Genomic DNA, 26,993 nt, shown 5'->3' on the forward strand with positions numbered 1-26,993 from the left:
TTCTGCTTGAACATGCCTGGCTATGCATCTGCGCAGAAACCCGCCCCTCCAGAGCATAGGTATCTGCACATCTGTTCCCGTCATTCCCGCGAAGGCGGGAATCCAGGGTTACGTGGCGCTACGCCAGCAAAAGCACTCGCGTTCCATCCCCATTCTGCCAATCCCACTGCAAACCATGTTGGGTATCCGCGCTTCTTTTCCCTGGATTCCCGCCTACGCGGGAATGACGAGGATGAAATCCAAGGATGTGTAGATACCTATGCCTCCAGGGAAACGGCATCAAATCCCCCAGGTTCATTCTGTTTTCGTAAAATCAACAGCTTGACCTGAAGCCATACCCCCGCCCATCGCGGCCCGGGGGTTTTGTCGTTTTCGTTACGCATCATGGATTTGCCCAAACTCACCCCCGGCAAGCGTTTCACCCTGCCGCGCCCGCCCGGCTCTGCAGACGCGCTGATGCTGGCTCAACTGGCCGCCCGCGAGAAGGTGGCCGGCCGGTTGACGGCCATTTTCACCGCCGATCCGGCCGACGCACGCCGGCTGCAGGATGAGCTGGCCTTCTTCGCGCCCGAGTTGCGCGTGGTCATGTTTCCGGATTGGGAGACCCTGCCGTACGACAGCTTCTCGCCCCATCAGGACCTGATCAGCGAACGCCTGGCTACCTTGTGGGCGATCAAGCAGCGAGAAACCGACGTGGTGTTCGTACCCGCGACCACGGCGCTCTACCGCCTTGCGCCACCTGCCTTCATGGCAGGCTACACATTCCATTTCAAGACCGGGCAGAAGCTTGATGAAGCCGCCCTGAAGTCGCAGCTGACACTGGCCGGCTACACGCATGTCACCCAGGTTTCTGCGCCGGGCGAGTATGCGGTGCGCGGCGGCCTGATTGATCTGTTTCCCATGGGCAGCCCGATGCCCTACCGGGTGGATCTGTTCGACGATGAGATCGACTCCATCCGCAGCTTCGACCCGGACACCCAGCGCAGCCTGTATCCCGTACCGGAAGTGCGTCTGCTGCCCGGGCGCGAGTTTCCGATGGACGACGACGCGCGTGCCAAATTCCGCAATCGCTGGCGCGAACTGCTGGAGGGCGATCCGACCAAGAGCCGTATCTATAAAGATATGGGCAACGGCGTGGCAACGGCTGGCATCGAGTACTACCTGCCGCTCTTCTTCGACCACACGGCCACGGTGTTCGACTATCTGGGTGAGGAAGCCGTGCTGGCACTGCATGGCGATCTGGAAGCAGCCTTTCAGCAGTTCTGGCAGGACACCCGCGAACGCTACCGGCTGGCCCAAGGCGATCCGGAGCGGCCCGTGCTGCCGCCGGACACTCTGTTCCTGGATGCGGAAGGTTTTTACCTCGTCGCCAAGCCGCATGCGCAATTGGCACTCCGCGCACCCTCCCCGCCGCTGCGGCCGGCCAGGAAGACTCCGCTGGCGAAATGTCCAGTGCCTTTGCCGAGTTCGAGGCTCTGCCCCCGTTGACGGTGGTGCGCGGGGCCGAGGATCCGCTGGCCCGGCTGCATGCCCATATTGCCGCCACGCCTCAACGCGTGCTGCTGCTGGCCGAAAGCGACGGCCGGCGCGAAAGCCTGCTGGACTTCCTGCGCGCCTCGGGCTTGAACCCGCCGGCTTTCGATTCGCTGGCCGAGTTCCTGGCTACGCCTGATGAAAAAACCGGCATTGCCACCGCCGCCGTGGCGCAGGGCTTCGCCTGGCAGGAAAGCGGCATCGATCTGGTGACGGAGACAGAGCTGTTCGCCACCGGCGCCAGCACGCGCCGCCGCAAGAAGCAGGAGCAGGTGAGCGATGTCGATGCGCTGATCAAGGATCTGAGCGAGCTCAATGTGGGAGATCCGGTGGTGCATACGCAGCACGGCATTGGCCGCTATCGCGGTCTGGTGAACATGGATGTGGGGGGCAAGAATCCTGACGGCTCGCCCGCGTTGCAGGAATTCCTTCATCTCGAGTATGCGGGCGACGCGGTGCTGTATGTGCCGGTATCCCAGTTGCATCTGATCGGCCGCTACACCGGTGTGTCGGCCGACGAAGCGCCTCTGCACAAGCTGGGCAGCGGCCAATGGGAAAAAGCCCGGCGCAAGGCTGCCGAGCAAGTGCGGGACGCCGCCGCCGAATTGCTGAACATCTACGCCCGCCGCGCCGCGCGCGAAGGCCATGCCTTCCGCTATTCGCCGCAGGACTACGAACAGTTCGCCGCCGACTTCGGTTTTGAGGAAACCGCCGACCAGAAGGCCGCCATCCATGCGATCATCCAGGACATGATCAGCCCGCAGCCGATGGATCGCCTGGTGTGCGGCGACGTGGGTTTCGGCAAGACCGAGGTGGCCCTGCGCGCCGCGTTCGTCGCCGTCACCGGCGGCAAGCAGGTAGCCTTTCTCGCCCCCACGACGCTGTTGGCGGAGCAGCATTTCCAGACGCTGCAGGACCGCCTTGCCAAGTGGCCGGTGAAGGTGGCGGAGATGAGCCGTTTCCGCTCCCAGAAAGAAATCAACGCCGCGCTCAAGGGTATCTCTGACGGCAGCGTGGACATCGTGGTAGGCACGCACAAGCTGTTGTCCGAGAAAACCAAGTTCAAGAACCTGGGCCTGCTCATCATCGATGAAGAACATCGCTTTGGCGTGCGCCACAAGGAGGCAATGAAGCAGTTGCGCGCCGAGATCGACGTGCTCACACTCACCGCCACGCCAATTCCACGCACCATGGGCATGGCGCTGGAGGGCTTGCGCGACTTGAGCGTCATCGCCACAGCGCCGCAGCGGCGGCTCGCCATCAAGACTTTCGTGCGAAACGAAGGCACGGGCGTGATCCGGGAAGCGGTGCTGCGCGAATTGAAGCGCGGCGGACAGGTGTACTTCCTGCACAACGAGGTGGAAACCATCGAAAACCGCCGCCAGGCGCTGGAGAAGATCCTGCCCGAGGCGCGCATCGCCATCGCGCACGGCCAGATGCCCGAGCGCGAGCTGGAACGCGTCATGCGCGACTTCGTGGCGCAGCGCTTCAATGTGCTGCTGTGCTCGACCATTATCGAGACGGGCATCGACGTACCTACCGCCAACACCATCGTCATCGCTCGCGCCGACAAGTTCGGGCTGGCGCAGTTGCACCAGTTGCGCGGCCGTGTGGGGCGCAGCCACCATCAAGCGTATGCATACCTGATGGTGCCTGAGATCGACAGCTTGACCAAGACAGCGGCGCAGCGGCTCGACGCCATCCAGCAAATGGAGGAACTCGGCAGCGGCTTCTACCTGGCCATGCACGATCTGGAAATCCGCGGCGCCGGTGAGGTGCTGGGCGAAAACCAGAGCGGCAACATGATGGAGATCGGCTTCCAGCTCTACAACGAGATGCTGGCCGAGGCCGTGCGAAGCCTGAAGGCGGGCAAGGAACCCGATCTCCTGAGCCCCATGCAGGCTACCACCGAGATCAATCTGCATGCCCCTGCCCTGCTGCCCAACGATTACTGTGGCGACGTGCACCTGCGCCTGTCCTTCTACAAGAAACTCGCCACGGCCAAGACCAGCGAGCAAATCGATGCGCTGCTGGAGGAAATCGTCGACCGCTTCGGCAAACTTCCTGCCCAAGCCCAAACGCTCATCGACGTGCACCGCCTGCGCGTGCTCTCGCAACCCTATGGTGTGCAGAAGGTGGATGCCGCGCCCGGCGTGATCAACATCACCTTCACGCCCAACCCGCCGATCGATCCGATGGCCATCATCCAGATGATCCAGAAAAACCGGCATATCAAGCTGGCGGGCAATGAGAAGCTGCGTATCGAGCGCGAGTTACCGGAACCGAATGCACGCGCGCAAATGGTGCGCGACGTGCTGCGCAATCTGGGCAAACCCATTACGGTGGCGGCATGAAGATGCTTCCTGAGACCGCTGAGCTCCAGCTCGGCATTCGTGGACCTCGCACACGCGGCAGGTGCCAAGCTGGAGCTTGGCGGTCCCAGGTGCGGACAGCCTTGTGCGCGCTCCTACTGGTCACCAGTACAGGCGGACGGGCTGCCGATGTGGATGCCCCGCCGCTGATCCAGCACTTCGCAGCCGATGTGATGCATGCCAACGATGCAGACGGCCGGGCCTTTGGCATCATCGACAAGCCCCAGGCAGCTATCTGGGTGTACGACGGCCAGGGAAAGCTGCTGGCCCGCAGCCCGGTACTGGTCGGCCAGGCCCGGGGCGATGTGGCGCCGCCTGACATCGGCACACGGCCCCTGAGCAAGGTACGGCCCCACGAAAAAATAACCGCCAGCGGCCGCTACATGACGGAGGCCGGGCGCAACACCAATGGCGAAGACATCGTGTGGCTCGACTATGACGCCGCCTTGTCGATGCACCGGGTACGTCACGTTCCTGGAGAGAACCGCCCCGCGCGATTGGCCACGCCTGATGTGGCGGACAATCGCATCTCCTATGGCTGCGTGAACGTACCGCCTGATTTCTATGACAGGCAGATCAAGCCCTTGTTCAGCAACCGCCCGGGCGTGGTGTATGTCCTGCCCGAGGGAAAACTGGTTTCGCAGGTTTTTCCGTTCGCCACCGATGCGCATCGATGGGCGCGCTGAGAGGGCTCATCCAGATAATTTTCAACGTTGAAACATCATGACCTCCATGCAAACCGCTGTCTCATCAAAAATCGAAGGCCTCGTCATCCAAGGATTCACGCCGCCGCTGCGCCTGAAGGATTTCGGGCTGATCGCTTTCGACATGGATTCCACGCTGATCAATATCGAGTGCGTGGACGAGATCGCCGATGCGGCGGGCCGCAAAGCCGAGGTAGCCGCCATCACCGAAGCGGCGATGCGTGGTGAAATCACGGACTACAAGGAAAGCCTGCGCCAACGCGTGGCCCTGCTGAAAGGCGTGACGGTGGCGCACATGCAGCAGGTATATGACCAGCGCCTGCAGCTCAACCCCGGTGCTGCGGAACTGGTGGCCGCGTGCAAGGCGGCAGGGCTGAAAACCCTGCTGGTCTCCGGCGGCTTTACTTTCTTCACTGACCGCATCCGGGACCACCTGGGCATTGACTACACCCGCTCCAACATGCTTGAGGTGGAAGACGGCGTGCTCACAGGCCGCATGACGGATCAGGCCTGGGGCGATATCTGCGATGGCGCGGAAAAGCAGAAAATGCTGCTGCAAACCTGCGCGGAGCTGGGAATTCCCGCCAAGCAGGTCATTGCCATGGGAGATGGCGCGAACGACCTGCCGATGATGAGCGTAGCAGGCCTGTCGGTGGCCTACCACGCCAAACCTGCCGTCAGGGAGAAAGCGATGGTGGCGATCAATGAAGGAGGATTGAACCGGCTCCTGGAAGTCGTGCAACCGTAATGCGGATCAATGCGCTGGAGGCCTATTCGGTCCAGCTCGTTGCGCCCGCTGAGACAGTAAGCTCGGATACAGACAGCGGTATCGCAACAGGTGTTCAGTCCTTGGGCAACGAACTGGCAATGGATTCGTAAGCCTTGCGCTCCCGCTCGGTCTGGCGTGTCCAATCAGCACCTCCCAGGAACGATAGGAACGGCGCGTCGTTCCTGGCGGCCTTGATGTATTCGGGGTCCTTCATGGCGGCTTCGATCGCTTTTTGCAAACGATCAAGGATGGGTGCTGGAACCCCCTGCGGGGCCGCGAACCCGCGCTCCGCATTCATCTCCACCGGGAACCCCAGCTCGAAGGTTGTTGGCACACCGGCTATGCGCTGGACCTTTTCCCGGTTGAACTGCGCCAGCAGACGCACGGGTTTGGCCTCATTTTCCGGGTCGGGAATTTCCGAGGCGGCAACAAAAGCAATATCGAGCGTACTTCCGGCCAAGGCCGTCTTCTGCTGCGTCGTGCCGTTGTAGGGAATCGCATTGAATTTGACACCAGCGGCCGCTTCCAGGCGGGCCATGGCCAGATGGCCATTGGTACCTACCCCGTTATGTCCAGCCGAAATGGAGCTCGGCGACTGCTTAAGCATCGAGATCACCTGCTTGAGCTCACCCAGCTTGCTGCCTTTCGAAACAACCATTACCGTAGGGTCGCTGACCACACGTGCCACCAAGGAAAGATCCTTGGTCGAATAGGACGCCTTGCGGTACATGGGGACGAAGAAGTAGCCAGGAAGATTCACGACCACCAACGAATAACCATCCGGTTTGGCTCTCATCACGGAATTGATGGCGATTTCCCCGGATGCGCCGGGCCGATTCTGTATCACCAGTTGCGCACCATCGCCCAGGTGTTTGGCAATGAAAGGGGCCAGAGTGCGTGCCATGACATCCGTGCTTCCTCCCGGGGCAAATCCCACACTTACATTGATGGGCATATCCGAAGGCCACGCCGCATGCGCCAGTGATGCACAACTCAGCCCAAGCAAAGCCATCGCGGTACGGAATCTGGTTTTCTGCATGTTGTCTCGTCTCCTAGTGGTTGAATCATCGTCGAATCGGCGTGAGGAGCATCTCCTCATTGGACCGCTATGCTGCGTGCGAATCCCGAGAAACGAAAGCGACATTTATTCATCTGTTGGCATTCGCTTTTTCGAAGCTTGAAGGCAGCCAGAGCCATTCCCAAAACGACAGTCACAAGTTGAAAAAAACTCGCTTTTCACCTTCAGCCACCGTTCCTAAACTGCTCCCGACCGAACCAAAGAAGAGGGGATTCCATGAGCGGTTTCTTGCTGTACGAGCAGATGGATGGCGTGGCCGTTGTCACGATGAACCGGCCGGAAGAGCGCAATGCGCTCACCGAGGAACATCAAATGCTGGAGTTTGTGGAAATGTGCGCGCGCGTTCGGCGAGACCGCAGCGTGCAGGCTTTGGTGTTGACGGGCGCCGGCTCCGCTTTCTCCGCGGGTGGAAACCTCAAGAACATGCGCGACAAGAAAGGTTTCTCGGCAGGACTGCCTGCAGACATTCGCGACGCATATCGCAATGGCATCCAACAGATTCCACTGGCCTTGTATGAGCTGGATATTCCCACCATCGCGGCCGTCAATGGTCCTGCCATCGGTGCAGGCATGGACCTTACCTGCATGTGCGATATCCGGATTGCCTCCGAACGTGCAAGCTTCGCCAGCAGTTTTGTAAAGCTTGGGATTGTTCCTGGAGATGGCGGGGCATGGTTGCTCGCTCGCACCATCGGGCAGCCCAAGGCCATGGAGCTGATGCTGACGGGCGACACCATCAACGCTGCACGCGCCTTGGAGTTGGGCGTGGTATCCCGCGTGGTGGCACATGAGGAGCTCATGCAACAAGCGCTCGATCTTGCAAGACGCATTGCCGCCAATCCCTGGAGAACCGTGCGGCTAACGAAGCGATTGCTGCGGGAAAGCGATGGCATGTCGCTCTCAACGTCCCTCGAATTCGCTGCCGCATACCAGGCCCTGGCTCACTATACCCCTGACCACGATGAAGCGGTGCTTGCATTCCTCGAGAAGCGCAAACCCGTCTTCACCGGCGCCTGAGGACTGCAGATGATCGACTTCGGTCAACAGCCGGCAGATCTATCCGGCTACGAGGAGACGCGCCACCGCGTCCGCTCCTTCCTAGCCGCAGAAATGGCGCGAGGCAGCTTCAAGCCGTGGCAGGTCACCTGGACAACCTACGATCGCGCGTTCAGCAAAAGAGCAGGCGCCGAGGGGCTCATTGGGATGACCTGGCCACGCATCTATGGCGGCCATGAACGCACGGCCTTGGAACGCTATGTCGTGATCGAGGAAATGCTTGCGGCTGGCGCACCATGCGGAGCTCATTGGATCGCCGACCGGCAATCCGGCCCTCAGATTCTCAAGCACGGCTCCGAGCGAGCCAGACAAGAGCTTCTTCCTCGGGTTGCACGCGGGGAATATGCGTTCGGAATTGGAATGAGCGAGCCGGACTCCGGATCCGATCTCGCCGCGGTACGGACACGGGCTGAAAAAGTCGCCGGCGGCTGGGTGATCAATGGCACCAAGGTCTGGACAACCAATGCACATCAGGTCGATGCGCTCATCACGTTGGTCCGAACCTCCCCCTCTGGAGAGAAAAAACACGAGGGGCTCACCCAGATGATTACGCCCATGGATGCTCCAGGGGTCACCGTCCGGCCAATCCTCGATCTGTCAGGCCACCATGAGTTCAACGAAGTCCATTTCGATCACTATTTCGTGCCGGACGACATGCTGGTGGGTCAACCGGGCAGCGGATGGGCCATGGTCACGGCCGAACTGGCCTATGAACGTAGCGGACCTGACCGGTATCTCAGCGCCTGGCAACTCCTGGCTGCCCTCATAGATCGTGTGGGCCCCAAACCAGACCGCATGCAAGCCGTAGCCCTGGGCCGCCTGGTTTCGCATGCCATTGGCCTGCGGCGGATGTCGACTGTCGTGGCGGGCATGCTGGATCGTGGAGCGAATCCGCAAATTGAAGCCGCTCTGGTCAAACACCTGGGCACCGAATTTGAACGAGAAATTCCCGAGGTAGCCCGATTGATCGCTGATGGCTCGTCATCCGATGAGGCCACGGCGGATCGATTTGACGAGGCCTTGAAGCAAATCACTTTGACCGCACCCAGCTTTACCTTGCGTGGCGGCACGCGTGAAATCCTGCGCGGCGTGATCGCACGTGGATTGGGACTACGATGAGTAACGGCGAGAATTTTTCCTCCATCATTTCGGATCAGGTGAACCGCCAGTTTCACGAAATGGTCACACGTGAGCAATCGGGCAAGACACGCGCCAGCGAATGGCAATCTGATTTGTGGCACTCGCTCGAAGAGTCCGCGTTGTCTCTGGCATTGGTGCCGGAAAGCCAGGGAGGGGTCGGCCTCGATGCACGCGATGCATTCGAAATCATTCGGCTGTCCGGCTACCACGGGCTTCCCTTGCCGCTCGGAGACACCTTGCTGGCCAAAGCCATCTGGTGCGGCGCCGGGGGTCACCTGGAAGCGCTTGGCGAGAACCCTGTCCTGCTCGCCCCGTCCCCGGACGGCCGCCCTTTGGTTTTGCGTTTTTCCGGCGGTGAAGCAAGCGTCAGCGGCGCTACTGGATCCATCGCGTTAGGCGATCTTTCTGCGCCGATATTGCTGCACGCACAAACCGAGCAGCAGGCACATTTTCTTGTGCTGCTCGAAACCGAAGGGCTGCATCGCAAGCCCTGCGCCGGTCCTGCCATGGAGGCACGATCCGCCCTCCGGCTTGACGGCAACCTGGTTCCAGCGGGGCGATGCCTACCCTGGAGCATCGGGGACTCCTTGGCACACCTGGGATATGGCGCCCTCCTTCGATCCGTTCAGATGGTCGGGGCCATGCAGCGGTGCGTGGAATTAGGATTGCAGTATGCCGCCGAACGGCTGCAGTTCGGACGCCCCATTGGCCGTTTCACGCCAGTGCAGGACATGCTGGTGGAAGCCTCGGCGGAAATGGCCGCCGCCCTCGCCAGCGCGGTGCTGGCGATTGAGCGGTGGCAGTTGCATCCTACCACGGACAGTCTCTTCTGTATCGCGAGTGCCAAAGTGCGTTGCGGTGAAGCAGCAGGCAAGGTGAGTGCTTTGATTCATCAGATTCACGGAGCCATCGGATTCACCCAAGAGCACGTTCTGCATCAATTTACACGCCGCCTCTGGGCTTGGCGTGACGATTTCGGCACCGAGACTTTCTGGAGCCAATGGCTCGGTGCCCAGGCTTGTTCCGCAAAGGGTATCCATCTATGGCAGCGTATTGCGAGTCTTTGAAGGCAAAGACATGAAAAACACTCAGTTTCGCAGAGGCCCTCTGGAAGGCACACGCATCGTCGATCTCACCACGGTGGTTCTCGGTCCCTATGCAACGCGCATCCTCGCTGATCTCGGCGCAGATGTCATCAAGGTCGAAACCTTTTCAGGCGACCAGACGCGTCACTACAAGCCGCTGAAGCATGATGGCATGTCCGGCTACTTTCTCAATCTGAATCGCAACAAACGCAGTGTCGCCGTCAATCTGAAAACACCTCAGGGCAAGGAAATTCTCTCCCGGCTTCTGGGCGGCGCGAATGCATTCGTGCACAACATGCGCCAGCAGGCCGCAGATAGATTGGGCCTCAGCTACGAAGACGTGCGGAGACTGAATCCAGAGATCGTTTACTGCGGCGCCGTGGGTTTTGGTTCAGCGGGCCCCTATTCCGGACGTGCGGCATATGACGACGTGATACAGGCCGGATCAGGCTTGGCGGGGTTGTATGCCATGGTGCATGGAGAGCCCGCTTTCGCCCCCACTGTGTTGTGCGACAAAGTGACTGGCCAGACGGTGGCCTATGCCGTCATGGCGGCCCTGCTGCAACAAGCGAAGGGGGAGGCGGGCAGGCAGTCGAAGTGCCAATGCTGGAAACGGCAGCGGAATTTGCACTGGTCGAGCATTTGCACGGCTCGACCTTTTCTCCGCCGCTCGGAGGAGTTGGATTCAAACGGGTTCTCAGCAGATACCGGAAGCCATTTCGAACCAGTGACGGCTACATGTGCATCCTCCCATACTCGGACAGCAATTGGGCTGACTTCTTCCGTTTTGTAGGACGAACCGAGCTTCTTGATGATGCTCGATTTAGCGCCTTGTCCGAACGAGTCGAGCATATCGACTTGCTGTACGCCATGGTGGAAGAAGAGGCGCCACGCTTCTCCAATGCCCAGTGGCAGGTTTTCTGCGACAAAGTCAGCATCCCCTGCATGCCGGTGCGTAGTCTCGAAGAGGTCATTGATGATGAGCATCTCAAGGCCGTCGGCCTGATTGCACTGCATGAGCATCCTACGGAAGGGGCTTACCGTGTCGTGCGCAGTCCCGTGCAGTTCGAAGCGCCCTTTCAGATTCATCACCACGCTCCCCGTCTAGGGCAAGACACGATAGGCGTTCTGGAAGAAATTGGATTCTCCAGCACTCAGATCGAGGGCTTTCTGCATTCAGGTGCCGTGCAAGCCGTCAATGGAGAGATCTCCACCTGAATTCCCAAGGGGTTTGATAGACTGGTTAGCGCTATGACCCTTAAACAACTGGAGGCGTTTTACTGGGCGGCCAAGCTCGGCACCTTTGCCCTCGCCGCCCAGCGATTGCACGTCACCCAATCGTCCCTCTCCAAGCGTATCGCAGAGCTCGAAGCCAGCCTGGGCCAGCAGTTGTTCACCCGCACCAGCCGTTATGCCGCGCTGACCGCAGCCGGTGAAACACTGCTCGTCAAGGCGGGAGCGATGCTGGAATTCGAGCGCGACATCCGCGCCAGTCTGGGTACTCGGCGACAGGAGATTCGAGGAGCTTGCCGGTTTGGATTAACCGAATTAGCCGCAACCACCTGGTTTCCAGCCTTTGCCGCCCGTCTTGAGCAGGGCTACCCCTACGTGGTACTTGAGCCACGCGTGGGCTTGTCCAAGCCACTGGAACTCTCGGTCACCCGTGGAGAACTGGATCTCGCCAGCATCGCAGGCCCCGTGAGCGCTTCTGAATTGCAAAGCCGTACGGTCGCTGAAATCCAATTCATCTGGACAAGCTCCCCGACCCGCTTGCGGCGGCGCACTCTGCTGACCCGCAAGGACTTCGAGGCGCATCCCGTCATCAGCAATCCGCAGGATTCAGGCCTCGCGTCAGCCTTCGATACGTGGGCTCAAACCAATGGCATGCACGGAGGAAAGACTATTCAATGCAATAGCCGTGCGGCAATCATTGCCCTGACCATCGCAGGAGCCGGTATCAGCTTTCAGCCACGCAAGTATGTGCAGCCACTTATCGCTCGAGGGCTTCTGGTGCCTCTTGAAAGCGAGGCGCCGATACCGCCACTTCCATACAACCTGATCTGGCGGAGCGACGATGACAGGCCTCTGATTCGTACGATCGTGGGACTGGTGCAGGAAGAAGCCGACTTCGACATGGACAACATCCTATGGACCACCACGGTCCAGGAAAGTCCGGCATCCGCGCCGTAAGACCGCCAGACATCTACTCGGGCGCGACGTGCTCACCCCATTCGTATAGAGCTTCGAGGATACCCTGCCCGCGCTCATCCACTGTCTCGCTGAGCGTATCAATGCGATCAAACAGTGCCTGCACAGTCAGTGCGCCATCTTCGCCATCGATCAGGCGTGCCGTGCGATGGGCATTCCAGCGCTCGGCGTCGGCTTCGCTCAGCGTCTCGGGGTAGTTGCGGGCCCGGTAGCGGAAGAGCAATTCGCCCAGCCGCGCATCATCGAACCCGGTGCGCGCCACGGCCAACTCGGCGGGCGACAGGCGCAACAAATCCTCCAGCCGGCGCCGGTCGGCGTTGCCCACGAAGCCGCCGTACAGGTCTTCGTCCACGTCCACTGGCTCACCGGATCTCGGGCGTGCATACACCTCTGACCACAAGGCGCTCATATCAGGAAGCCCTTGCAAGCGGCCGAAGTGGCGTTCGGCCAGTGCCATGTCGATTCCCCAGCGCTCAGCCAACTCCGGACGCAAGGTCTTCAAGTTGCCGATAACGATGGGCGATTTGTTCAGGTGCACGCTCTTGACAGGCAGCCGGGTCACGCCTTCAGGCAAGTTGGCAGCCGCAGTGAACATGCGCTCGCGAATTGCTTCCGGCTTCAGGTCAGCCAGCTCGGAGGGATCGGCGGACAGATCCCATGCCAGCAGCTCGTTCTTGTTGCTCGGATGCATGGCCAGTGGCGCCATGAGGGCCAAGCAGCCTCGGGCGGCGCCGAACATGCCCGACACGTGCAGGAAAGGCCTGGCATTGGCCAGCGTGGTCGGCAGGCGCAGTTCCTGGGCTACGCGGTCTTTCTTGTGGAGCGACAGGCAGAAATCGAACAGTTTCTCGTTGGTACGGCGCAGCAGACGCGCCAGCGCGATCGTGGCGCGCACGTCGGAGAGCGCATCGTGCGCGGCCTCGTGCAGCAAGCCGTTGGCCGCGCTCAGCCGCTCGAGCTTGAAGGAAGTGAGGCCATCGTCGCCGACCGGCCATTCAATGCCTTCGGGGCGCAAGGCGCGAGCGCAGCGCACGACATCCAGCAGATCCCAGCGGCCACATCCGTTCTGCCATTCGCGTCCATAGGGATCGCGCAGGTTGCGCCACAGCATATGGCGTGTGACCTCATCGTCGAAACGGATCGAGTTGTAGCCCACGCCAATGGTGCCTGGCTCCGCCAGGGCGGCCTGGATACGGGCCGCGAACGCGTGCTCGGGCATGCCCTCTGCCAAGCATTGCTGCGGGGTGATGCCCGTGATCAGGCAGGCCTCCGGCTCAGGCAGCGAGTCTGTTGGCGGCTGGCAGTAGAACATCATCGGCTCGCCGATTTCGTTCAGATCGGCATCGGTACGCACCGCCGCGAACTGGGTGGGCCGATCACGGCGCGGATTGGCGCCGAAGGTTTCGTAATCGTGCCAGAGGAAGGTATGGGGCATCGGAAATTTTCGATTGAAGCAGGGCATGTGCAACCGTCATACCCGCGCAGGCGGGAATAACGGAGTCCCTTTGTTGCGGATAGCTTAGCGCAACGCAAGCCCCTGTCCACAAAAAAGGCCAACCGCTTTCGCGGCCGGCCTTTTTTCAAGCTGGCGTGACGATCAGACTTAACTCAGTCCGCCGCCACCTGTTCTTCCGGTTCAGCAGGCTCGGCCCGCGCACGATCCTTCTTCGGGGTCGGCGTGATGTCGAGCACCACTTCGTCCTTGTCGTCCAGATCGACGCCCAGCCTGCCGCCTTCCGTCAGGCGGCCGAAGAGCAGTTCGTCTGCCAGCGCCTTGCGGATGGTGTCCTGGATGAGGCGCTGCATCGGCCGCGCGCCCATCAACGGATCAAAGCCCTTCTTGGCAAGATACTTGCGCAACTTGTCGCTGAAGGTGACTTCGACCTTCTTCTCGGCCAGTTGCTGCTCGAGCTGCAGCAGGAACTTGTCGACGACGCGCAGAATGACCTGCTCGTCCAGCGCCTTGAAGTTGACGATGGCATCCAGCCTGTTGCGGAACTCCGGCGTGAACAAGCGCTTGATATCGGCCATTTCATCGCCCGCCTGGCGCGGGTTGGTGAAGCCGATGGTCGACTTGTTCATGGTCTCGGCGCCCGCGTTCGTCGTCATGATGATGATGACGTTGCGGAAGTCAGCCTTGCGTCCGTTGTTATCGGTCAGGGTGCCATGGTCCATCACCTGGAGCAGCACGTTGAAGATGTCCGGGTGCGCCTTTTCGATTTCGTCGAGCAGGAGCACGCTGTGCGGCTTCTTGGTGACGGCCTCCGTGAGTAGGCCGCCCTGGTCGAAACCGACATAGCCCGGAGGCGCGCCGATCAGTCGGCTGACGGCATGGCGCTCCATGTACTCGGACATGTCGAAGCGGATCAGATCGACACCCATGATGTAAGCCAGTTGCCGGGCAGCCTCGGTTTTACCGACACCGGTGGGGCCGGAGAACAGGAACGAGCCGATCGGCTTGTCGCCCTTGCCCAGGCCCGAACGCGCCATTTTCACGGATGCGGCCAGCACATCGAGCGCCTGGTCTTGCCCGAACACGACCGATTTGAGGTCACGCTCCAGCGTCTGCAGCTTGCTGCGGTCATCGTTGCTGACGTTGGCCGGGGGAATACGGGCGATTTTCGCCACGATTTCCTCGATCTCGGTCTTGCCGATGGTCTTCTTGCGCTTGGAGGCCGACGCAATGCGTTGTGCCGCACCGGCCTCGTCGATGACGTCGATCGCCTTGTCGGGCAGATGGCGGTCGGTGATGTACTTCGCAGACAGCTCAGCCGCCGCTTGCAGCGCCGCCAAGGCGTATTTGACGCTGTGGTGCTCCTCGAAGCGGGATTTCAGCCCTTTCAGGATATCCACCGTTTCAGAGACCGATGGCTCGACCACGTCCACTTTCTGGAAGCGCCGCGACAGCGCCGCATCTTTTTCGAAGATGCCGCGGTATTCGGTGAAAGTGGTAGCGCCGATGCACTTGAGCTGGCCGCTGGAAAGCGCCGGCTTGAGCAGGTTCGACGCGTCCAGCGTGCCGCCCGAGGCCGCACCGGCCCCGATCAGGGTGTGGATCTCGTCGATGAACAGAATGGCGTTCGGCTTGTCCTTCAGGTTCTTGAGCACGCCCTTGAGCCGCTGCTCGAAATCGCCGCGGTATTTGGTTCCCGCCAGCAGCGCGCCCATGTCCAGCGAGTACACAGTGGCCTCGGCCAGGATTTCCGGCACGCTGCCTTCGGTGATGCGCCAGGCCAGGCCCTCGGCGATGGCCGTTTTGCCGACACCAGCCTCACCCACCAGCAGCGGGTTGTTCTTGCGCCGGCGGCACAGGATCTGGATGGTGCGTTCGACCTCGTAGTCGCGCCCGATCAGAGGGTCAATCTTGCCCTCCTTGGCGGCCTGGTTGAGGTTTTGCGTGTACTGCTCCAACGGCGAGGCTTTCTCGTTCTTCTCGCCGCCCTCTTCGCCCTCAGGGGCGCCGGGTTGGCCTTCGGCCGGCTTGGCAGCCTCTGGGGGATCGCTCTTGCGGATGCCGTGGGCAATGAAGTTGACCACATCCAACCGCGTGACACCCTGCTGATGCAGGTAATACACTGCGTGCGAATCCTTTTCGCCGAAGATCGCCACCAGCACGTTCGCGCCGGTCACTTCCTTCTTGCCGTTGCCGGTGGACTGCACGTGCATGATGGCGCGCTGGATAACGCGCTGGAACCCCAGCGTGGGCTGAGTATCGACGTCGTCGGTGCCGGCGACCTGCGGCGTGTTGTCCTTGATGAAGTTCGCGAGCGACTTTCGCAAGTCGTCGATGTTGGCAGAGCAGGCCCGCAAAACCTCGGCCGCGCTGGGGTTGTCCAGCAGGGCGAGCAGCAGGTGCTCGACAGTGATGAATTCATGGCGCTGTTGCCTTGCCTCGACAAAGGCCATGTGCAGGCTGACTTCCAGTTCCTGGGCAATCATGATGGTTTCCTTCTTTACGCCGCTACCTTACTACCGATAAGCAGAGATGTCTCGGCGTTTCGATAGTCAAAAATGGGGGAAGTTCGGTGTTATTCAACACTGTGGGCTCTTGGAACGTGTCACGTTCCTATTCAACGGGTTCGCTGATGCACTGTAGCGGGTGGCCGGCCTGGCGGGCGGCATCCATCACCTGGTCGACCTTGGTGGCGGCCACGTCGCGCGAATACACGCCACAGACGCCTCTGCCGTCCAGGTGGATCTTGAGCATGATCTGGGTAGCTGTTTCGCGGTCTTTGTTGAAAAACTCCTGAATGACCACCACGACGAACTCCATGGGGGTGAAATCGTCGTTGAGCATCACGACCTGATGCATCTGGGGCGGTTTGACTTTCTGAGGCACCCGTTCCAATACGACCTCGCCGCCCTGGTCCGGCAACTGGACAGGCGCGTTGGGGCCGGACGGAGCCGGTGGCCGGGTAGGGTTGGATGTAGCCATGAAAATCATTCTATCGGTCTGCCTGAATTCCGGAGTCCGTCGACCGAGCATCGACTGGGAGCGGAAGATGGGTTCCCACCATATGAGACCGTTTTGACTCAGTGCAAGACCCATGCCATCTAGGGCATGTCATCCATTAACCCCTTCCTATCTACGAGAAATCACCCAGGCGCCAACGATTGACAAGCCCAAAGCTGTTACCGCAAACTCCCGGAGCAAGAAGAACGGAAGTAAAGGAGACAGCGCATGCCCAGCGGAAAAGTCAAGTGGTTCAATGACCTCAAGGGTTTTGGGTTTATAGAGCCGGATGGTGGTGGGCCCGACGCCTTTGCCCATTTCTCAGCCATAGAAATGGATGGTTTCAAGACACTCAAAGAGGGCGCCCGGGTAAGTTTCGATCTGGATCAGGGACCGAAAGGCCTTCTGGCGCTCCATATCCGGGCAGAGGGTTCAGACGTGCTCTTGCCTCAAAACCCGGCGGAAACGCCTGCACCCACGACCGGCGGAGATGCTCAGGCAGAAGCCAGGGCCTGAGTATCGGCAGACGTATCGCTCCACCAAACAGAAAGCCCGGAAATTCCCGGGCTTTCTGCCGTTCGAGCGCCTAGGAGCGTGTCAACTCACTCATCCATGGCATCGATCATCACTTGCCCAAAACCGGAGCAGCTGACCTGGGTCGCGCCATCCATCAAGCGCGCGAAGTCATAGGTGACCTTCTTGCTCTGGATCGCCCGCTCCATGCTGGCGATGATCAAATCGGCAGCTTCCTTCCACCCCATGTGGCGCAACATCATCTCGGCGGAGAGAATTTCAGAACCGGGGTTGACGTAATCCTTGCCCGCATACTTGGGGGCAGTACCGTGCGTAGCCTCGAAACAAGCCACGCTGTCACTCATGTTGGCGCCAGGGGCGATACCAATACCGCCCACCTGGGCCGCCAGGGCGTCAGAGACGTAGTCACCGTTGAGGTTGAGCGTGGCGATCACGCTGTATTCCGCCGGGCGCAGCAGGATCTGCTGCAGGAAGGCGTCGGCAATGGCGTCCTTGATGACGATATCCGACCCCGTCTTGGGGTTCTTGAACTTGCACCAGGGGCCACCGTCGATCAGCGTGGCACCAAACTCCTTTTGCGCCAACGCGTAGGCCCAATCACGGAAGCCACCTTCGGTGTACTTCATGATGTTGCCCTTGTGCACGATCGTCACGCTGGGTTTGTTGTTGTCAATGGCGTACTGGATGGCCTTTCGCATCAGGCGTTCCGTCCCCTCGATGGAGACCGGTTTGATGCCGATGCCCGATGTCTCCGGGAAGCGGATCTTCGAGACCCCCATTTCCTTGGTAAGGAATTCGATCAGCTTGACCGCCTTGGGGCTCTTGGCCTCGTATTCGATACCGGCGTAGATGTCTTCCGAGTTCTCGCGGAAGATCACCATGTTCACCTTCTGCGGTTCTTTGACAGGTGAAGGCACGCCCTGGAAATACTGCACGGGGCGCAGGCAGACGTAAAGATCGAGCTCCTGGCGCAACGCCACGTTCAGCGAGCGGATTCCGCCGCCGACCGGGGTAGTCAGCGGCCCCTTGATGGACACGACGTATTCCCGCACGGCCTCCAGGGTTTCCTGGGGCAGCCACTCGTCGGGGCCATAGACGCGGGTGGATTTCTCACCGGCATAGACCTCCATCCAGTGGATCTTGCGGCGGCCGCCGTAGGCTTTTTCGATGGCGGCATCGACCACCTTGATCATCACCGGCGTGATGTCCATGCCCGTGCCATCGCCCTCGATGTAGGGAATGATCGGCTGATCAGGCACGTTGAGCGAAAAATCGGGGTTGACGGTAATTTTTTCGCCGCCCTGGGGCACCTTGATGTGCTGATACATGCTTGTGGTCTCCGCAATACTGACAATGAACCCGGCCCTGGGAAACTCCAGGGTAACAAATCATTCTAGCCCTATGGCCTTCCATGGACAGGGGCCAGAAGGGGTGACAATAAGAGTGTGTCTAGAACGTGTTTACGTTCTTGGAACGGCTTGTATTTGAGTTCTTGTACCCATCCCTATGACATCTCTCTTCCGCAGCCTCCTGCTCGCTGCCACTCTGCTGGCTGGTTTGTCGGCTTTCGCGCAACAAGGCCCCACCGGAATTCCGCAGCTCGACCTGCCGCGTACGGCCATCTCCGTGGGCATGCTCCGCATCGATGCACAGGTGGCGAGCACCCCTCAGCAGCGCGAAATCGGCCTGATGTACCGCAAGGAAATGCCCCTGCATGAGGGCATGATCTTTGTGTTCGAGCGGCCTGGCGTGCAGTGCTTCTGGATGAAGAACACGTTGCTTCCGCTCACCGCCGCTTTCGTGGAGGATGACGGCACCATCACCAATCTGGCCGACATGAAGCCCCTGGATGAAACCAGCCACTGCTCCACCAAGCCGGTGCGCTATGTGCTGGAAATGAACCAGGGCTGGTTCGAGCAGCGCCACTTGCATGCGGGCGCCAAATTGCGCGGACCGGTGTTCGCGAACAACCCGCGCTGAAACCAGGGCTGAGGACTCTACGCCGGCTGTGCTCCCAAGTGCGACAGCAAGCTCCGGGTGATCGCCGGCAGTTCATGCCAATCGCGAAAGCACAGGCATAACTGCCTGCGCGCCCAATCGTCCGTTAGAGCTACCGTGCGATAGCCGTGCCCTCGCTGATGGCGCCTTGCAATCCCCTGGGGAACGATACCCAGGCCTACGCCGTGCCCCACCATTTCGCATAACCCTTCGAAAGTCTTCATGCGAATGCGCCACGCCACAGGCTCGCGCGCGCCCTGGCTGGCAGCCCGGGCCTTTTCTTCGATATGGTCCTGCAACGCGTTGCCCGGAGCCAAGCCCACGAAAGATTCGCCCAGGACATCCGCAAGGCGTGCCGTCCTGCGCTGCGTCAGGCGATGGCCGGTGGGTACGAGCAGCACCAGATGATCCTTGGCCACAGGCTGCAGCGTCAGGCCGGCTTCCAGCGCCAGGTTTTCAACCGCATCGGAAATCATCCCGGCGTCGGCCAGCCCGGCCACCATGAGTTTGATGATCTCCGCGCTGGTGCGCTCTTTCAATTGAACATACAGCCTTGGCCGGGCAGCCAGCCAGGGCGCAAGCTTGCTCGGCAGAAATCCGGTCAGCGCCCCTGTGTTCGCATAGAAATGCAGCGTGCCACGCGCACCGGCGGCAAAATCCCGCAACTCGCCTTTGAGCGCGGCCTGCTGGCGCAGTATCAAGCGCGCATGGTGTGCCAGGGCTTCCCCGGCCTCGGTGGCCACCACCCCGCGCGGGCGGCGCTCCAGCAGGGACACGCCGGCATCGGCTTCCATGTGGCGAAGGCGCTCACTGGCCGACGCCAACGCCAGATTCGCGCGCTCGGCTCCGCGGGTAATGCTGCCGGCGTTCACGACGCTCAGGAAGAGATGAAGATCCGCTATATCTAGTCGCATGGCATTGCCGATCTTCCCACCCTTCGGAAAGGCCGAAGGCTTGGCTGAAAACTCCGCATTGTGCCAAGGCCGCCGGGAAGCTCCAATGCACCTATGCACGAATTTCCGATCGCCCTGTGGTTGTTCACCCTCATTTTCCTGGCTGCCGGGATGGTCAAGGGCGTGACCGGCATGGGCTTGCCCACGGTCGCCATGGGCCTTCTGGGGACGGCCATGCCGCCCTCAGTGGCGGCGGCGATGCTGGTGCTGCCCTCCTTCATCACCAACGTCTGGCAATTGCTGGCCGGGCCAGCCAAAGGCAGGCTGCTGCGGCGCCTCTGGCTGATGATGCTGGGGATTGTGCTGGGTACCGTTCTGGGCGCCGCGCTGCTGGTGCGGGTCGATCCATCATGGTCAAGGCTGGCGCTTGGTATCTCGCTCATCGTCTATGCAGGGTACGCCCTGGCTTCGCCCCTCTCTCGATCCCGCCCCGCATCGAACGCTGGCTGTCACCCCTCATTGGCGGCGTGACCGGGGTGGTCACCGGCGCCACCGGGGTGTTCGTCATGCCAGCCGTGCCTTATCTGCAGGCCCTGCGTCTGGACAAGGATGAGTTGGTGCAGGCCCTGGGCCTGTCTTTCACAGTATCCACCGTGGCGCTGGCCTTCGGCCTGTTCTCCCAGGGCGCCTTCCGCCTGGATCAGTGGGGGTTCTCGGCGCTGGCGGTCATTCCCGCCTTGGCAGGAATGTGGGCTGGCCAGAAGGTCCGCGCGTGGATCAGCCCCGCCCGCTTCAAGCAGTGCTTTCTGCTGTTCCTGGTCGTGCTGGGGTTGGAGCTGGCGTGGCAGCCGTTCGGTTGAAGTCAAGCGCCCTTGAGCCGGACCCCGTCCAAACTCGGGGCGCTCAAAGGCGCCGCCTGGCTGCCGGGCAGCACACGGCCAAAGCGGCCGCCCGTATTGGGCTGCGCGTTCCATTCGGCCAGAGCTTGCGCCATCTCCTCGTGCGTGCGGGCCACAAAATTCCACCACACTACGATGTCTTCACCAAAAGGCACGCCGCCCAGCAGCAGCAGTTGCGCTTCCTTGTCGCAAGCCACCTCCAGCGCCGTACGGCCAGGCGCAAAGTACAGCCATTCGCCGGGTTTGACCGATTCGCCGCCAACCGATAGCTCGCCGCGCAGCACCATGGCGGCGTATTCGAATTCGGCCTGCAGAGGCACTTCGGTCCGCGCGGGGCCACTGGCAGTCAGGTCGATTCCCACGAGCGGCGTGTAGACCGTGGCGGGCGATGTCTGCCCCCAGGCAGTACCCGCCAGCACGGTGGCCCGAAAGCCGCCCGCCTCGACGGCGGGCAGATCAGGGTAGTTTTGAAATGCCGGCTCGCGCTCGTGTTCGCCCTTGGGCAACGCGATCCACAATTGCGCGGCGTGCAAACGCGTGCCGTCATGCAGCGAATCTTCGGTGTGTGAGATACCGCGGCCGGCGGTCATCAGGTTGACTTGTCCGGGACGGATGACTTGCTCGTTGCCCAGGGAATCCCGGTGCACGACTTCGCCCTCGATCAGCCAGGTGAAAGTTTGCAGGCCGATATGCGGATGCGCCCCGACATGCATGCCCTTGCCAGGCGCGAATTGCTGGGGGCCGGCATGATCCAGAAAGCACCAGGCGCCCACGGTACGGCGCTCACGGTAAGGTAGCGCGCGGGCCACCGGTGTGTCTTCGCCGATGATGGAAATACGGGAAGCGTAGCGTTGGGGAGCTGCTGCAGTGGTCATGGCACCCTCACTTGGCGCCATGCGCCAGCGAAATGGATTGGTATTCGGGATGCTTGTCGATGTAGGCCTTCACGAACGGGCAATCTGGCCGCACCTTGAGCTGGTTGCTGACCGCGTAGTCCAGGATGTGCCGGACCAGCGCGCTGCCGACGCCACGGCCTCCCAGTTCCTTGGGCACGATGGTGTGCAGGTAGGCGATGCCACCGGGAAAGCGCTCGAACACTTCATAGGCCATGTGGCCGTCCACTACCAATTCGAAGCGGCTCTCGGCTTCGTTCAGGACAACAGGGGGTAGTTCGGCGGTCATGGGGCTTCCTTATGAAAACGTTCCGGTGATTTTTGCACAGGCTTGCCGCCCATGACAAAACGCCCGGAAAGCTTGCACTTCCCGGGCGTTTTGTCGCTTTAGCGCGGCCGTTGATCAGGCGTTCGCCGATTCCAGCGCTTTGTTGAAGGTCGCGCTCGGGCGCATCACCTTGCTGAGCTTCTCGATATCGGGCTTGTAGTAGCCGCCGATATCGACCGGCTTGCCTTGCACGTCGGCCAGTTCCTTGACAATGGCCTGCTCATTGGCGGCCAGGGCCTTGGCCAGCGGCTTGAAGTGCGCGGCCAGTTCGGCGTCTTCGGTCTGGTTGGCCAGCTCTTCCGCCCAGTACATTGCCAGGTAGAACTGGCTGCCACGGTTGTCGAGCATGCCGGTCTTGGGGTTGGGGTTCTTGTTGTTGTCGAGGAGCTTGCCGGTCGCGGCGTCCAGCGTCTTGGCCAGCAGCTTCGCCTTGGCATTGTGGGTCTTCAGCCCCAGGTCTTCCAGCGAAACAGCCAGTGCCAGGAACTCGCCAAGCGAATCCCAGCGCAGGTGGTTTTCCTCCACCAGTTGCTGCACGTGCTTGGGAGCCGAGCCGCCGGCACCTGTCTCATACATGCCGCCGCCAGCCATCAAAGGCACGATGGACAGCATCTTGGCACTGGTGCCCAGTTCCATGATGGGGAAGAGGTCCGTCAGGTAATCGCGCAGGATGTTGCCCGTGGCGCTGATGGTGTCCTGGCCGCGGATCACGCGCTCCAGCGTATAGCGCATGGCGCGCACCTGGCTCATGATCTGGATGTCGAGGCCCGTGGTGTCGTGCTCATGCAGGTACATCTTGACCTTGGTGATGAGCTGCGCCTCGTGCGGACGGTAGGAATCGAGCCAGAAGACGACCGGCATGCCAGAGTTGCGCGCGCGCGTGACAGCCAGCTTCACCCAGTCGCGGATGGCAGCGTCCTTGACCTGGCACATGCGCCAGATATCGCCGGCTTCCACGTTCTGGCTCATGAGCACTTCGCCCGTGTTCAGATCAGTGATGTTCGCAACGCCGTCCTCGGGAATCTCGAAGGTCTTGTCGTGCGAGCCATATTCTTCCGCCTGCTGCGCCATCAGGCCCACGTTGGGCACGGTGCCCATGGTCTTGGGATCGAATGCGCCATGCCACTTGCAGAAGTTGATCATCTCCTGGTAGATGCGGGCGAAGGTGGATTCAGGCATCACGGCCTTGACGTCCTTCAAGCGGCCGTCAGCACCCCACATCTTGCCGCCGTTGCGGATCATGGCCGGCATGGAGGCGTCGACGATGATGTCGTTGGGTGAATGAAAGTTGGTGATTCCCTTGGCGGAGTCCACCATCGCCAGCTCGGGGCGGTGCTCATGGCAGGCGTGCAGGTCGCGCTTGATCTCGTCCTGGGTGCTCTGCGGCAGCGTGGCGATCTTGTTGTAGAGATCGACCATGCCGTTGTTGACGTTGACGCCCAGCTCTTCGAACACCTTGGCGTGCTTCTCGAATGCTTCGCGGTAGAAGATGCGCACGCAGTGGCCGAACACGATGGGGTGCGACACCTTCATCATGGTGGCCTTCACGTGCAGGGAGAACATCACGCCGGTCTTGCGCGCGTCTTCGATCTCGTTTTCATAGAAGGCCAGAAGCGCCTTCTTGCTCATGAACATGGAATCGATCACCTCGCGGTCCTGCAGGGAGACCTTGGGCTTGAGCACGATGGTCTTGCCGCTCTTGGTGATGAGCTCCATCTTCACGTCGCGCGCGCGGTCCAGCGTCATGGATTTTTCGCCATGGTAGAAGTCGCCGTGGTGCATGTGCGAGACGTGGCTGCGCGAAGCCTGGCTCCAGTCGGCCATGCTGTGCGGGTTCTTGCGTGCGTAGGCCTTGACCGCATTCGGGGCGCGGCGGTCGGAGTTGCCCTCGCGCAGCACAGGGTTCACCGCGCTGCCGATGCACTTGTTGTAGCGGGCACGGATGTCCTTTTCCTGGTCGTTCTGCGGGTTTTCGGGGTAATCGGGAACCTTGTAGCCCTTTTCCTGCAGTTCCTTGATGGCGCTCTTGAGCTGCGCCACGGAAGCACTGATGTTGGGCAGCTTGATGATGTTGGCCTCAGCCTTCAGGGTGAGCTTGCCCAGCTCGGCCAGGTTGTCAGGCAGGCGCTGCGCCTCGGTCAGGTTCTCGGGAAACTGGCCCAGGATGCGCCCCGCCACCGAAATATCGCTGGTTTCGACGTCAATGCCCGCGGGCGCGGTAAAAGTACGAATGATGGGCAAAAACGACGCTGTGGCCAGCAGCGGCGCCTCGTCGGTCAGGGTATAGACGATGGTGGATGGCTTGTCGCTCATGAGGGATCTCCAACAACTGTTATCGGCATGCTGCGCCCGAAGGCGCCAAAAAAACGCCCCCGTGCGCAGCATGTAGGCATGCCTTCCCGCCCTCGTACCTTTTGGGTACGAGGGCGGTCGCAGACCGTATTTTGACAAATGGCGCGGCAGCACTTTGACAGCCCGGCCTTTCCGGGGGCTCGCAAGCCCCCTCTTGGCCCTCATGAGCCCTTCACCAGCCCCTCGTGGGCCCCCTTCCGGGGGCTATAGCCAAGGGCCGGCGATTCGGATCACAATGGGGGCATGGATGCCCTGCTGCTGTCACGGATCCAGTTCGGGTTCGTCATTTCCTTCCATATCCTGTTTCCGGCCTTCACCATCGGCCTGGCAAGTTGGCTGATGTTCCTGGAAGGCTGCTGGCTGCGCACGCGCGAACAGGCGTGGATGGATCTCTATCGCTTCTGGGTCAAGGTGTTCGCGATCTCCTTCGGCATGGGGGTGGTCTCGGGCATCGTGATGAGCTTTCAGTTCGGCACCAACTGGGCCATGCTCTCGGAGCGGGCCGGCAGCATTCTCGGGCCGCTGCTCAGCTACGAAGTGCTCACCGCCTTCTTTCTGGAGGCAGGTTTCCTGGGCGTGATGCTGTTCGGCCAGAAGAAAGTGGCGCCCGCGGTGCACTTTTTCTGCACCTGCATGGTGGCGCTGGGCACGCTGATTTCCACGTTCTGGATCATCGCGGCCATCAGTTGGATGCACACCCCCCAGGGCCATGAGGTGGTGAATGGCATATTCGTGCCCGCCGACTGGCGGGCCGTCATCTTCAACCCTTCCATGCCCTACCGGTTGGCCCACATGGTGCTGGCGGCCTTCATCACCACCTGCTTCGTGATCGGCGGCGTGGGCGCCTGGCATCTGCGGCGCAGCACCTATCCGGCACTGGCGGGGCGCATGCTCAAGCTGGCCGTGGCCTTCGGTGCCATTGCCGTGCCGCTGCAGGTGCTGGTGGGAGATCAGCACGGCCTGAATACGCTGAAGCACCAGCCGGTCAAGGTGGCGGCCATGGAAGCACACTGGGAGCAAGGTCCGCCGGGCGAAGGCGTCCCACTGATATTGTTTGCCGTTCCTCGGCAGGCCGAAGCCCGCAATGACTACGAAATCGCCGTGCCCCGCCTGGGCAGCCTGATCCTCACCCATACCCTGGATGGCGAGATCAAGCCCCTTGCCGCCGTGCCGGCCGGCGACCGTCCGCCGGTCGCGCCGGTTTTCTACGCCTTCCGGGTGATGGTGGGCCTGGGCATGCTCATGCTGCTGCTCGTGCTGGCTTCGGCCTTCGCCTGGTGGCGCGGACGCCTGGTGGGCTCCCCCTGCTGCTGAACGCATGGCGGCTCCTCAGCCCCGCGGGCTTCATCGCCCTGCTGGCCGGGTGGTGGGTGACGGAAATAGGGCGCCAGCCCTGGGTAGTGTATGGCCTGATGCGGACCTCGGAGGCGGTCAGCCCCAATCTGGTGGCGCCGCAGGTAGCCGCCTCCATCGCGGGCTACGCCAGTGTCTATGCGGTGGTTTTCGGGGCGGGCATCTGGTATTTGTACCGCCTGCTGAAAAAAGGCCCGCAGCCGCACGAAGCACCGCCGGAACCCGAGGGCGGCCTCAAGACACCCGCCCGGCCGCTCTCCGCCGCGGGGGAGGCCGATATCGAGGAAGGGGTGCCCAGTGACCGCCAGTGAATGGTTGCCCGTGGTCTGGTTCGGCATCATCGGGTTCGGGGTCCTGATGTATGTGCTGCTCGATGGCTTCGTGCTCGGCCTGGGTATTCTGGCGCCTTTCGCCCGCGACGAGGCGCAACTCGACCACATGATGAACACCGCCGCGCCGATCTGGGACGGCAACGAAACCTGGCTGGTGCTGGGTGGCGCGGGGCTGTTGGCGGCCTTTCCGAAAGCCTACGCGGTGGTGCTTTCGGCGCTGTATTTGCCGGTGCTGGCCATGTTGCTGGCCTTGATTTTCCGCGGCGTGGCGTTCGAGTTCCGGTTCAAGGGACAAGGCTTTGCCAAGCGCGCCTGGGGCGCCGCCTTCAGCGCAGGCTCCATCGTGACGGCGTTCATGCAGGGGGTGATCCTGGGCGCGCTGATCACCGGCCTTCCTCTGCATGAGGGCCGCTACACCGGCGGCGCATTGAGCTGGTTCAGCCCGTTTTCCATGCTCACGGGGGCTGCGCTGGTTTTCGGCTATGCGTTGCTAGGCACAGGCTGGCTGATCCTGAAAACCGAGGGCCCGCTGCATCAATTGGCGCGTGCCATGGCCCGGCCGCTGGTATTGGCCATGCTGGTGTTCATGGGCCTGGTGAGCGCGTGGCTGCCTTTTCTGGATTCGCGCTTGATGGCACGCTGGTTTTCAGATGGCCACTTCCTGTGGCTCTCGCCGGTACCGGTGCTTACCCTGGCGGCCGCCTTCATGCTTTGGCGGGACGCCCTGCCCTCCGCCCAAGGCAGGAAATCGCACGATGCGCGGCCTTTCCTGTGGACGCTAGCGCTCTTTCTGCTCGGTTTTGCAGGCCTGGTGCTGGGAATGTGGCCGTTCATCGTGCCCCCGCAGCTCACGATCTGGGACGCGGCCTCTCCACCGGAATCACAAGGCTTCCTGCTCTGGGGCCTGGTCTTCCTGCTGCCGCTCATTCTGGGCTATACCGCCTGGTCTTATTCGGTTTTTCGGGGCAAGGTGGCGGCGGACAGCGGATATCACTGATCTGAACATTACCCTC

The 26,993-nt window shown here is 61.3% G+C and carries 18 protein-coding genes and 4 pseudogenes; 13 read left to right on the plus strand and 9 right to left on the minus strand.

All coding sequences use genetic code 11. The annotated features are described in order from the left end of the window. Positions 1-384 precede the first annotated feature (384 nt). The 3 genes and pseudogenes from mfd to serB all read left to right on the plus strand — a co-directional run bounded on the left by mfd (position 385) and on the right by serB (position 5,357). Positions 385-3,887: pseudogene (mfd, locus tag WJU18_RS24690) on the plus strand (transcription-repair coupling factor). 101 nt (positions 3,888-3,988) lie between these two features. After that, a complete protein-coding gene (locus WJU18_RS24695) occupies positions 3,989-4,591 on the plus strand; it encodes a L,D-transpeptidase (protein ID WP_423456389.1) in 603 nt (200 codons plus the stop codon). 37 nt (positions 4,592-4,628) lie between these two features. Next, the gene (gene serB, locus WJU18_RS24700) at positions 4,629-5,357 is read left to right on the plus strand and encodes a phosphoserine phosphatase SerB (RefSeq protein ID WP_423456391.1); all 729 of its coding nucleotides are present in this window, start codon (positions 4,629-4,631) and stop codon (positions 5,355-5,357) included. Positions 5,358-5,451: 94 nt separating this feature from the next. Here serB and WJU18_RS24705 read toward each other — a convergent pair whose 3' ends face one another. Further along, positions 5,452-6,417, minus strand: coding sequence for a tripartite tricarboxylate transporter substrate binding protein (locus tag WJU18_RS24705; protein WP_423456393.1), 966 nt, complete (start codon positions 6,415-6,417; stop codon positions 5,452-5,454). A gap of 255 nt (positions 6,418-6,672) precedes the next feature. Between WJU18_RS24705 and WJU18_RS24710 the strand changes: the two genes are divergently transcribed. The 5 genes and pseudogenes from WJU18_RS24710 to WJU18_RS24730 all read left to right on the plus strand — a co-directional run bounded on the left by WJU18_RS24710 (position 6,673) and on the right by WJU18_RS24730 (position 11,927). Next, positions 6,673-7,473 (plus strand): crotonase/enoyl-CoA hydratase family protein, encoded by an 801-nt coding sequence (locus tag WJU18_RS24710; RefSeq protein WP_423456395.1) that lies wholly within the window; start codon positions 6,673-6,675, stop codon positions 7,471-7,473. Between the two features lie 9 nt (positions 7,474-7,482). Beyond that, a complete protein-coding gene (locus WJU18_RS24715) occupies positions 7,483-8,631 on the plus strand; it encodes an acyl-CoA dehydrogenase family protein (RefSeq protein WP_423456397.1) in 1,149 nt (382 codons plus the stop codon). Continuing rightward, positions 8,628-9,719, plus strand: coding sequence for an acyl-CoA dehydrogenase family protein (locus WJU18_RS24720; protein ID WP_423456399.1), 1,092 nt, complete (start codon positions 8,628-8,630; stop codon positions 9,717-9,719). The genes WJU18_RS24715 and WJU18_RS24720 overlap by 4 nt, the downstream gene beginning before the upstream one ends. Positions 9,720-9,729: 10 nt before the next feature. After that, positions 9,730-10,955 (plus strand): annotated as a pseudogene (locus WJU18_RS24725) (CaiB/BaiF CoA transferase family protein). Positions 10,956-10,988: 33 nt separating this feature from the next. Further along, positions 10,989-11,927: a LysR family transcriptional regulator gene (locus WJU18_RS24730; RefSeq protein ID WP_423456401.1), complete on the plus strand. Its 939-nt coding sequence runs from the start codon at positions 10,989-10,991 to the stop codon at positions 11,925-11,927. A gap of 13 nt (positions 11,928-11,940) precedes the next feature. Here the strand turns inward: WJU18_RS24730 and sbcB are convergent, their stop codons facing one another. The 3 genes from sbcB to clpS form a co-directional block, all read right to left on the minus strand. Next, entirely contained in the window at positions 11,941-13,380 is a 1,440-nt protein-coding gene (gene sbcB / locus WJU18_RS24735) for an exodeoxyribonuclease I (protein WP_423456403.1), read from the minus strand. A 173-nt stretch (positions 13,381-13,553) separates the two neighbouring features. Then, a complete protein-coding gene (gene clpA, locus WJU18_RS24740) occupies positions 13,554-15,884 on the minus strand; it encodes an ATP-dependent Clp protease ATP-binding subunit ClpA (protein WP_423456405.1) in 2,331 nt (776 codons plus the stop codon). A 127-nt stretch (positions 15,885-16,011) separates the two neighbouring features. Continuing rightward, positions 16,012-16,389 carry an ATP-dependent Clp protease adapter ClpS gene (clpS, locus tag WJU18_RS24745; protein WP_423456407.1) on the minus strand — a complete coding sequence of 126 codons (378 nt, stop codon included), beginning with the start codon at positions 16,387-16,389 and terminating at the stop codon, positions 16,012-16,014. A 237-nt stretch (positions 16,390-16,626) separates the two neighbouring features. On the opposite strand from clpS, the gene WJU18_RS24750 reads away from it, so the two are divergent. Continuing rightward, on the plus strand, positions 16,627-16,914 hold the full coding sequence (locus tag WJU18_RS24750; protein ID WP_423456408.1) for a cold-shock protein: 288 nt from the start codon (positions 16,627-16,629) through the stop codon (positions 16,912-16,914). 86 nt (positions 16,915-17,000) lie between these two features. Here the strand turns inward: WJU18_RS24750 and icd are convergent, their stop codons facing one another. Beyond that, positions 17,001-18,260, minus strand: a complete 1,260-nt coding sequence (gene icd, locus WJU18_RS24755; protein WP_423456410.1) for an NADP-dependent isocitrate dehydrogenase — start codon at positions 18,258-18,260, stop codon at positions 17,001-17,003. Positions 18,261-18,438: 178 nt separating this feature from the next. On the opposite strand from icd, the gene WJU18_RS24760 reads away from it, so the two are divergent. Further along, positions 18,439-18,912: a DUF192 domain-containing protein gene (locus WJU18_RS24760; protein WP_423456412.1), complete on the plus strand. Its 474-nt coding sequence runs from the start codon at positions 18,439-18,441 to the stop codon at positions 18,910-18,912. A 17-nt stretch (positions 18,913-18,929) separates the two neighbouring features. Here the strand turns inward: WJU18_RS24760 and WJU18_RS24765 are convergent, their stop codons facing one another. After that, the gene (locus tag WJU18_RS24765) at positions 18,930-19,844 is read right to left on the minus strand and encodes a LysR family transcriptional regulator (protein WP_423456413.1); all 915 of its coding nucleotides are present in this window, start codon (positions 19,842-19,844) and stop codon (positions 18,930-18,932) included. A 93-nt stretch (positions 19,845-19,937) separates the two neighbouring features. On the opposite strand from WJU18_RS24765, the pseudogene WJU18_RS24770 reads away from it, so the two are divergent. After that, positions 19,938-20,683: pseudogene (locus tag WJU18_RS24770) on the plus strand (sulfite exporter TauE/SafE family protein). Positions 20,684-20,685: 2 nt separating this feature from the next. Here WJU18_RS24770 and WJU18_RS24775 read toward each other — a convergent pair. The 3 genes from WJU18_RS24775 to WJU18_RS24785 form a co-directional block, all read right to left on the minus strand. After that, positions 20,686-21,597: a pirin family protein gene (locus tag WJU18_RS24775; protein WP_423456415.1), complete on the minus strand. Its 912-nt coding sequence runs from the start codon at positions 21,595-21,597 to the stop codon at positions 20,686-20,688. A 7-nt stretch (positions 21,598-21,604) separates the two neighbouring features. Continuing rightward, positions 21,605-21,904 (minus strand): GNAT family N-acetyltransferase, encoded by a 300-nt coding sequence (locus WJU18_RS24780; protein ID WP_423456417.1) that lies wholly within the window; start codon positions 21,902-21,904, stop codon positions 21,605-21,607. A 114-nt stretch (positions 21,905-22,018) separates the two neighbouring features. Beyond that, on the minus strand, positions 22,019-24,256 hold the full coding sequence (locus WJU18_RS24785) for an NADP-dependent isocitrate dehydrogenase (protein ID WP_423456418.1): 2,238 nt from the start codon (positions 24,254-24,256) through the stop codon (positions 22,019-22,021). Between the two features lie 282 nt (positions 24,257-24,538). On the opposite strand from WJU18_RS24785, the pseudogene WJU18_RS24790 reads away from it, so the two are divergent. Both WJU18_RS24790 and cydB read left to right on the plus strand, forming a co-directional pair. After that, positions 24,539-25,959 (plus strand): annotated as a pseudogene (locus WJU18_RS24790) (cytochrome ubiquinol oxidase subunit I). Next, a complete protein-coding gene (gene cydB / locus WJU18_RS24795; RefSeq protein ID WP_423456419.1) occupies positions 25,946-26,977 on the plus strand; it encodes a cytochrome d ubiquinol oxidase subunit II in 1,032 nt (343 codons plus the stop codon). The pseudogene WJU18_RS24790 and the gene cydB overlap by 14 nt, the downstream one beginning before the upstream one ends. Positions 26,978-26,993: the final 16 nt, after the last annotated feature.

Origin of the sequence: Ottowia sp. VDI28 (genome assembly GCF_049532675.1) — a bacterium.
In the GTDB taxonomy this organism is placed as follows: Bacteria; Pseudomonadota; Gammaproteobacteria; order Burkholderiales; family Burkholderiaceae_C; genus Ottowia.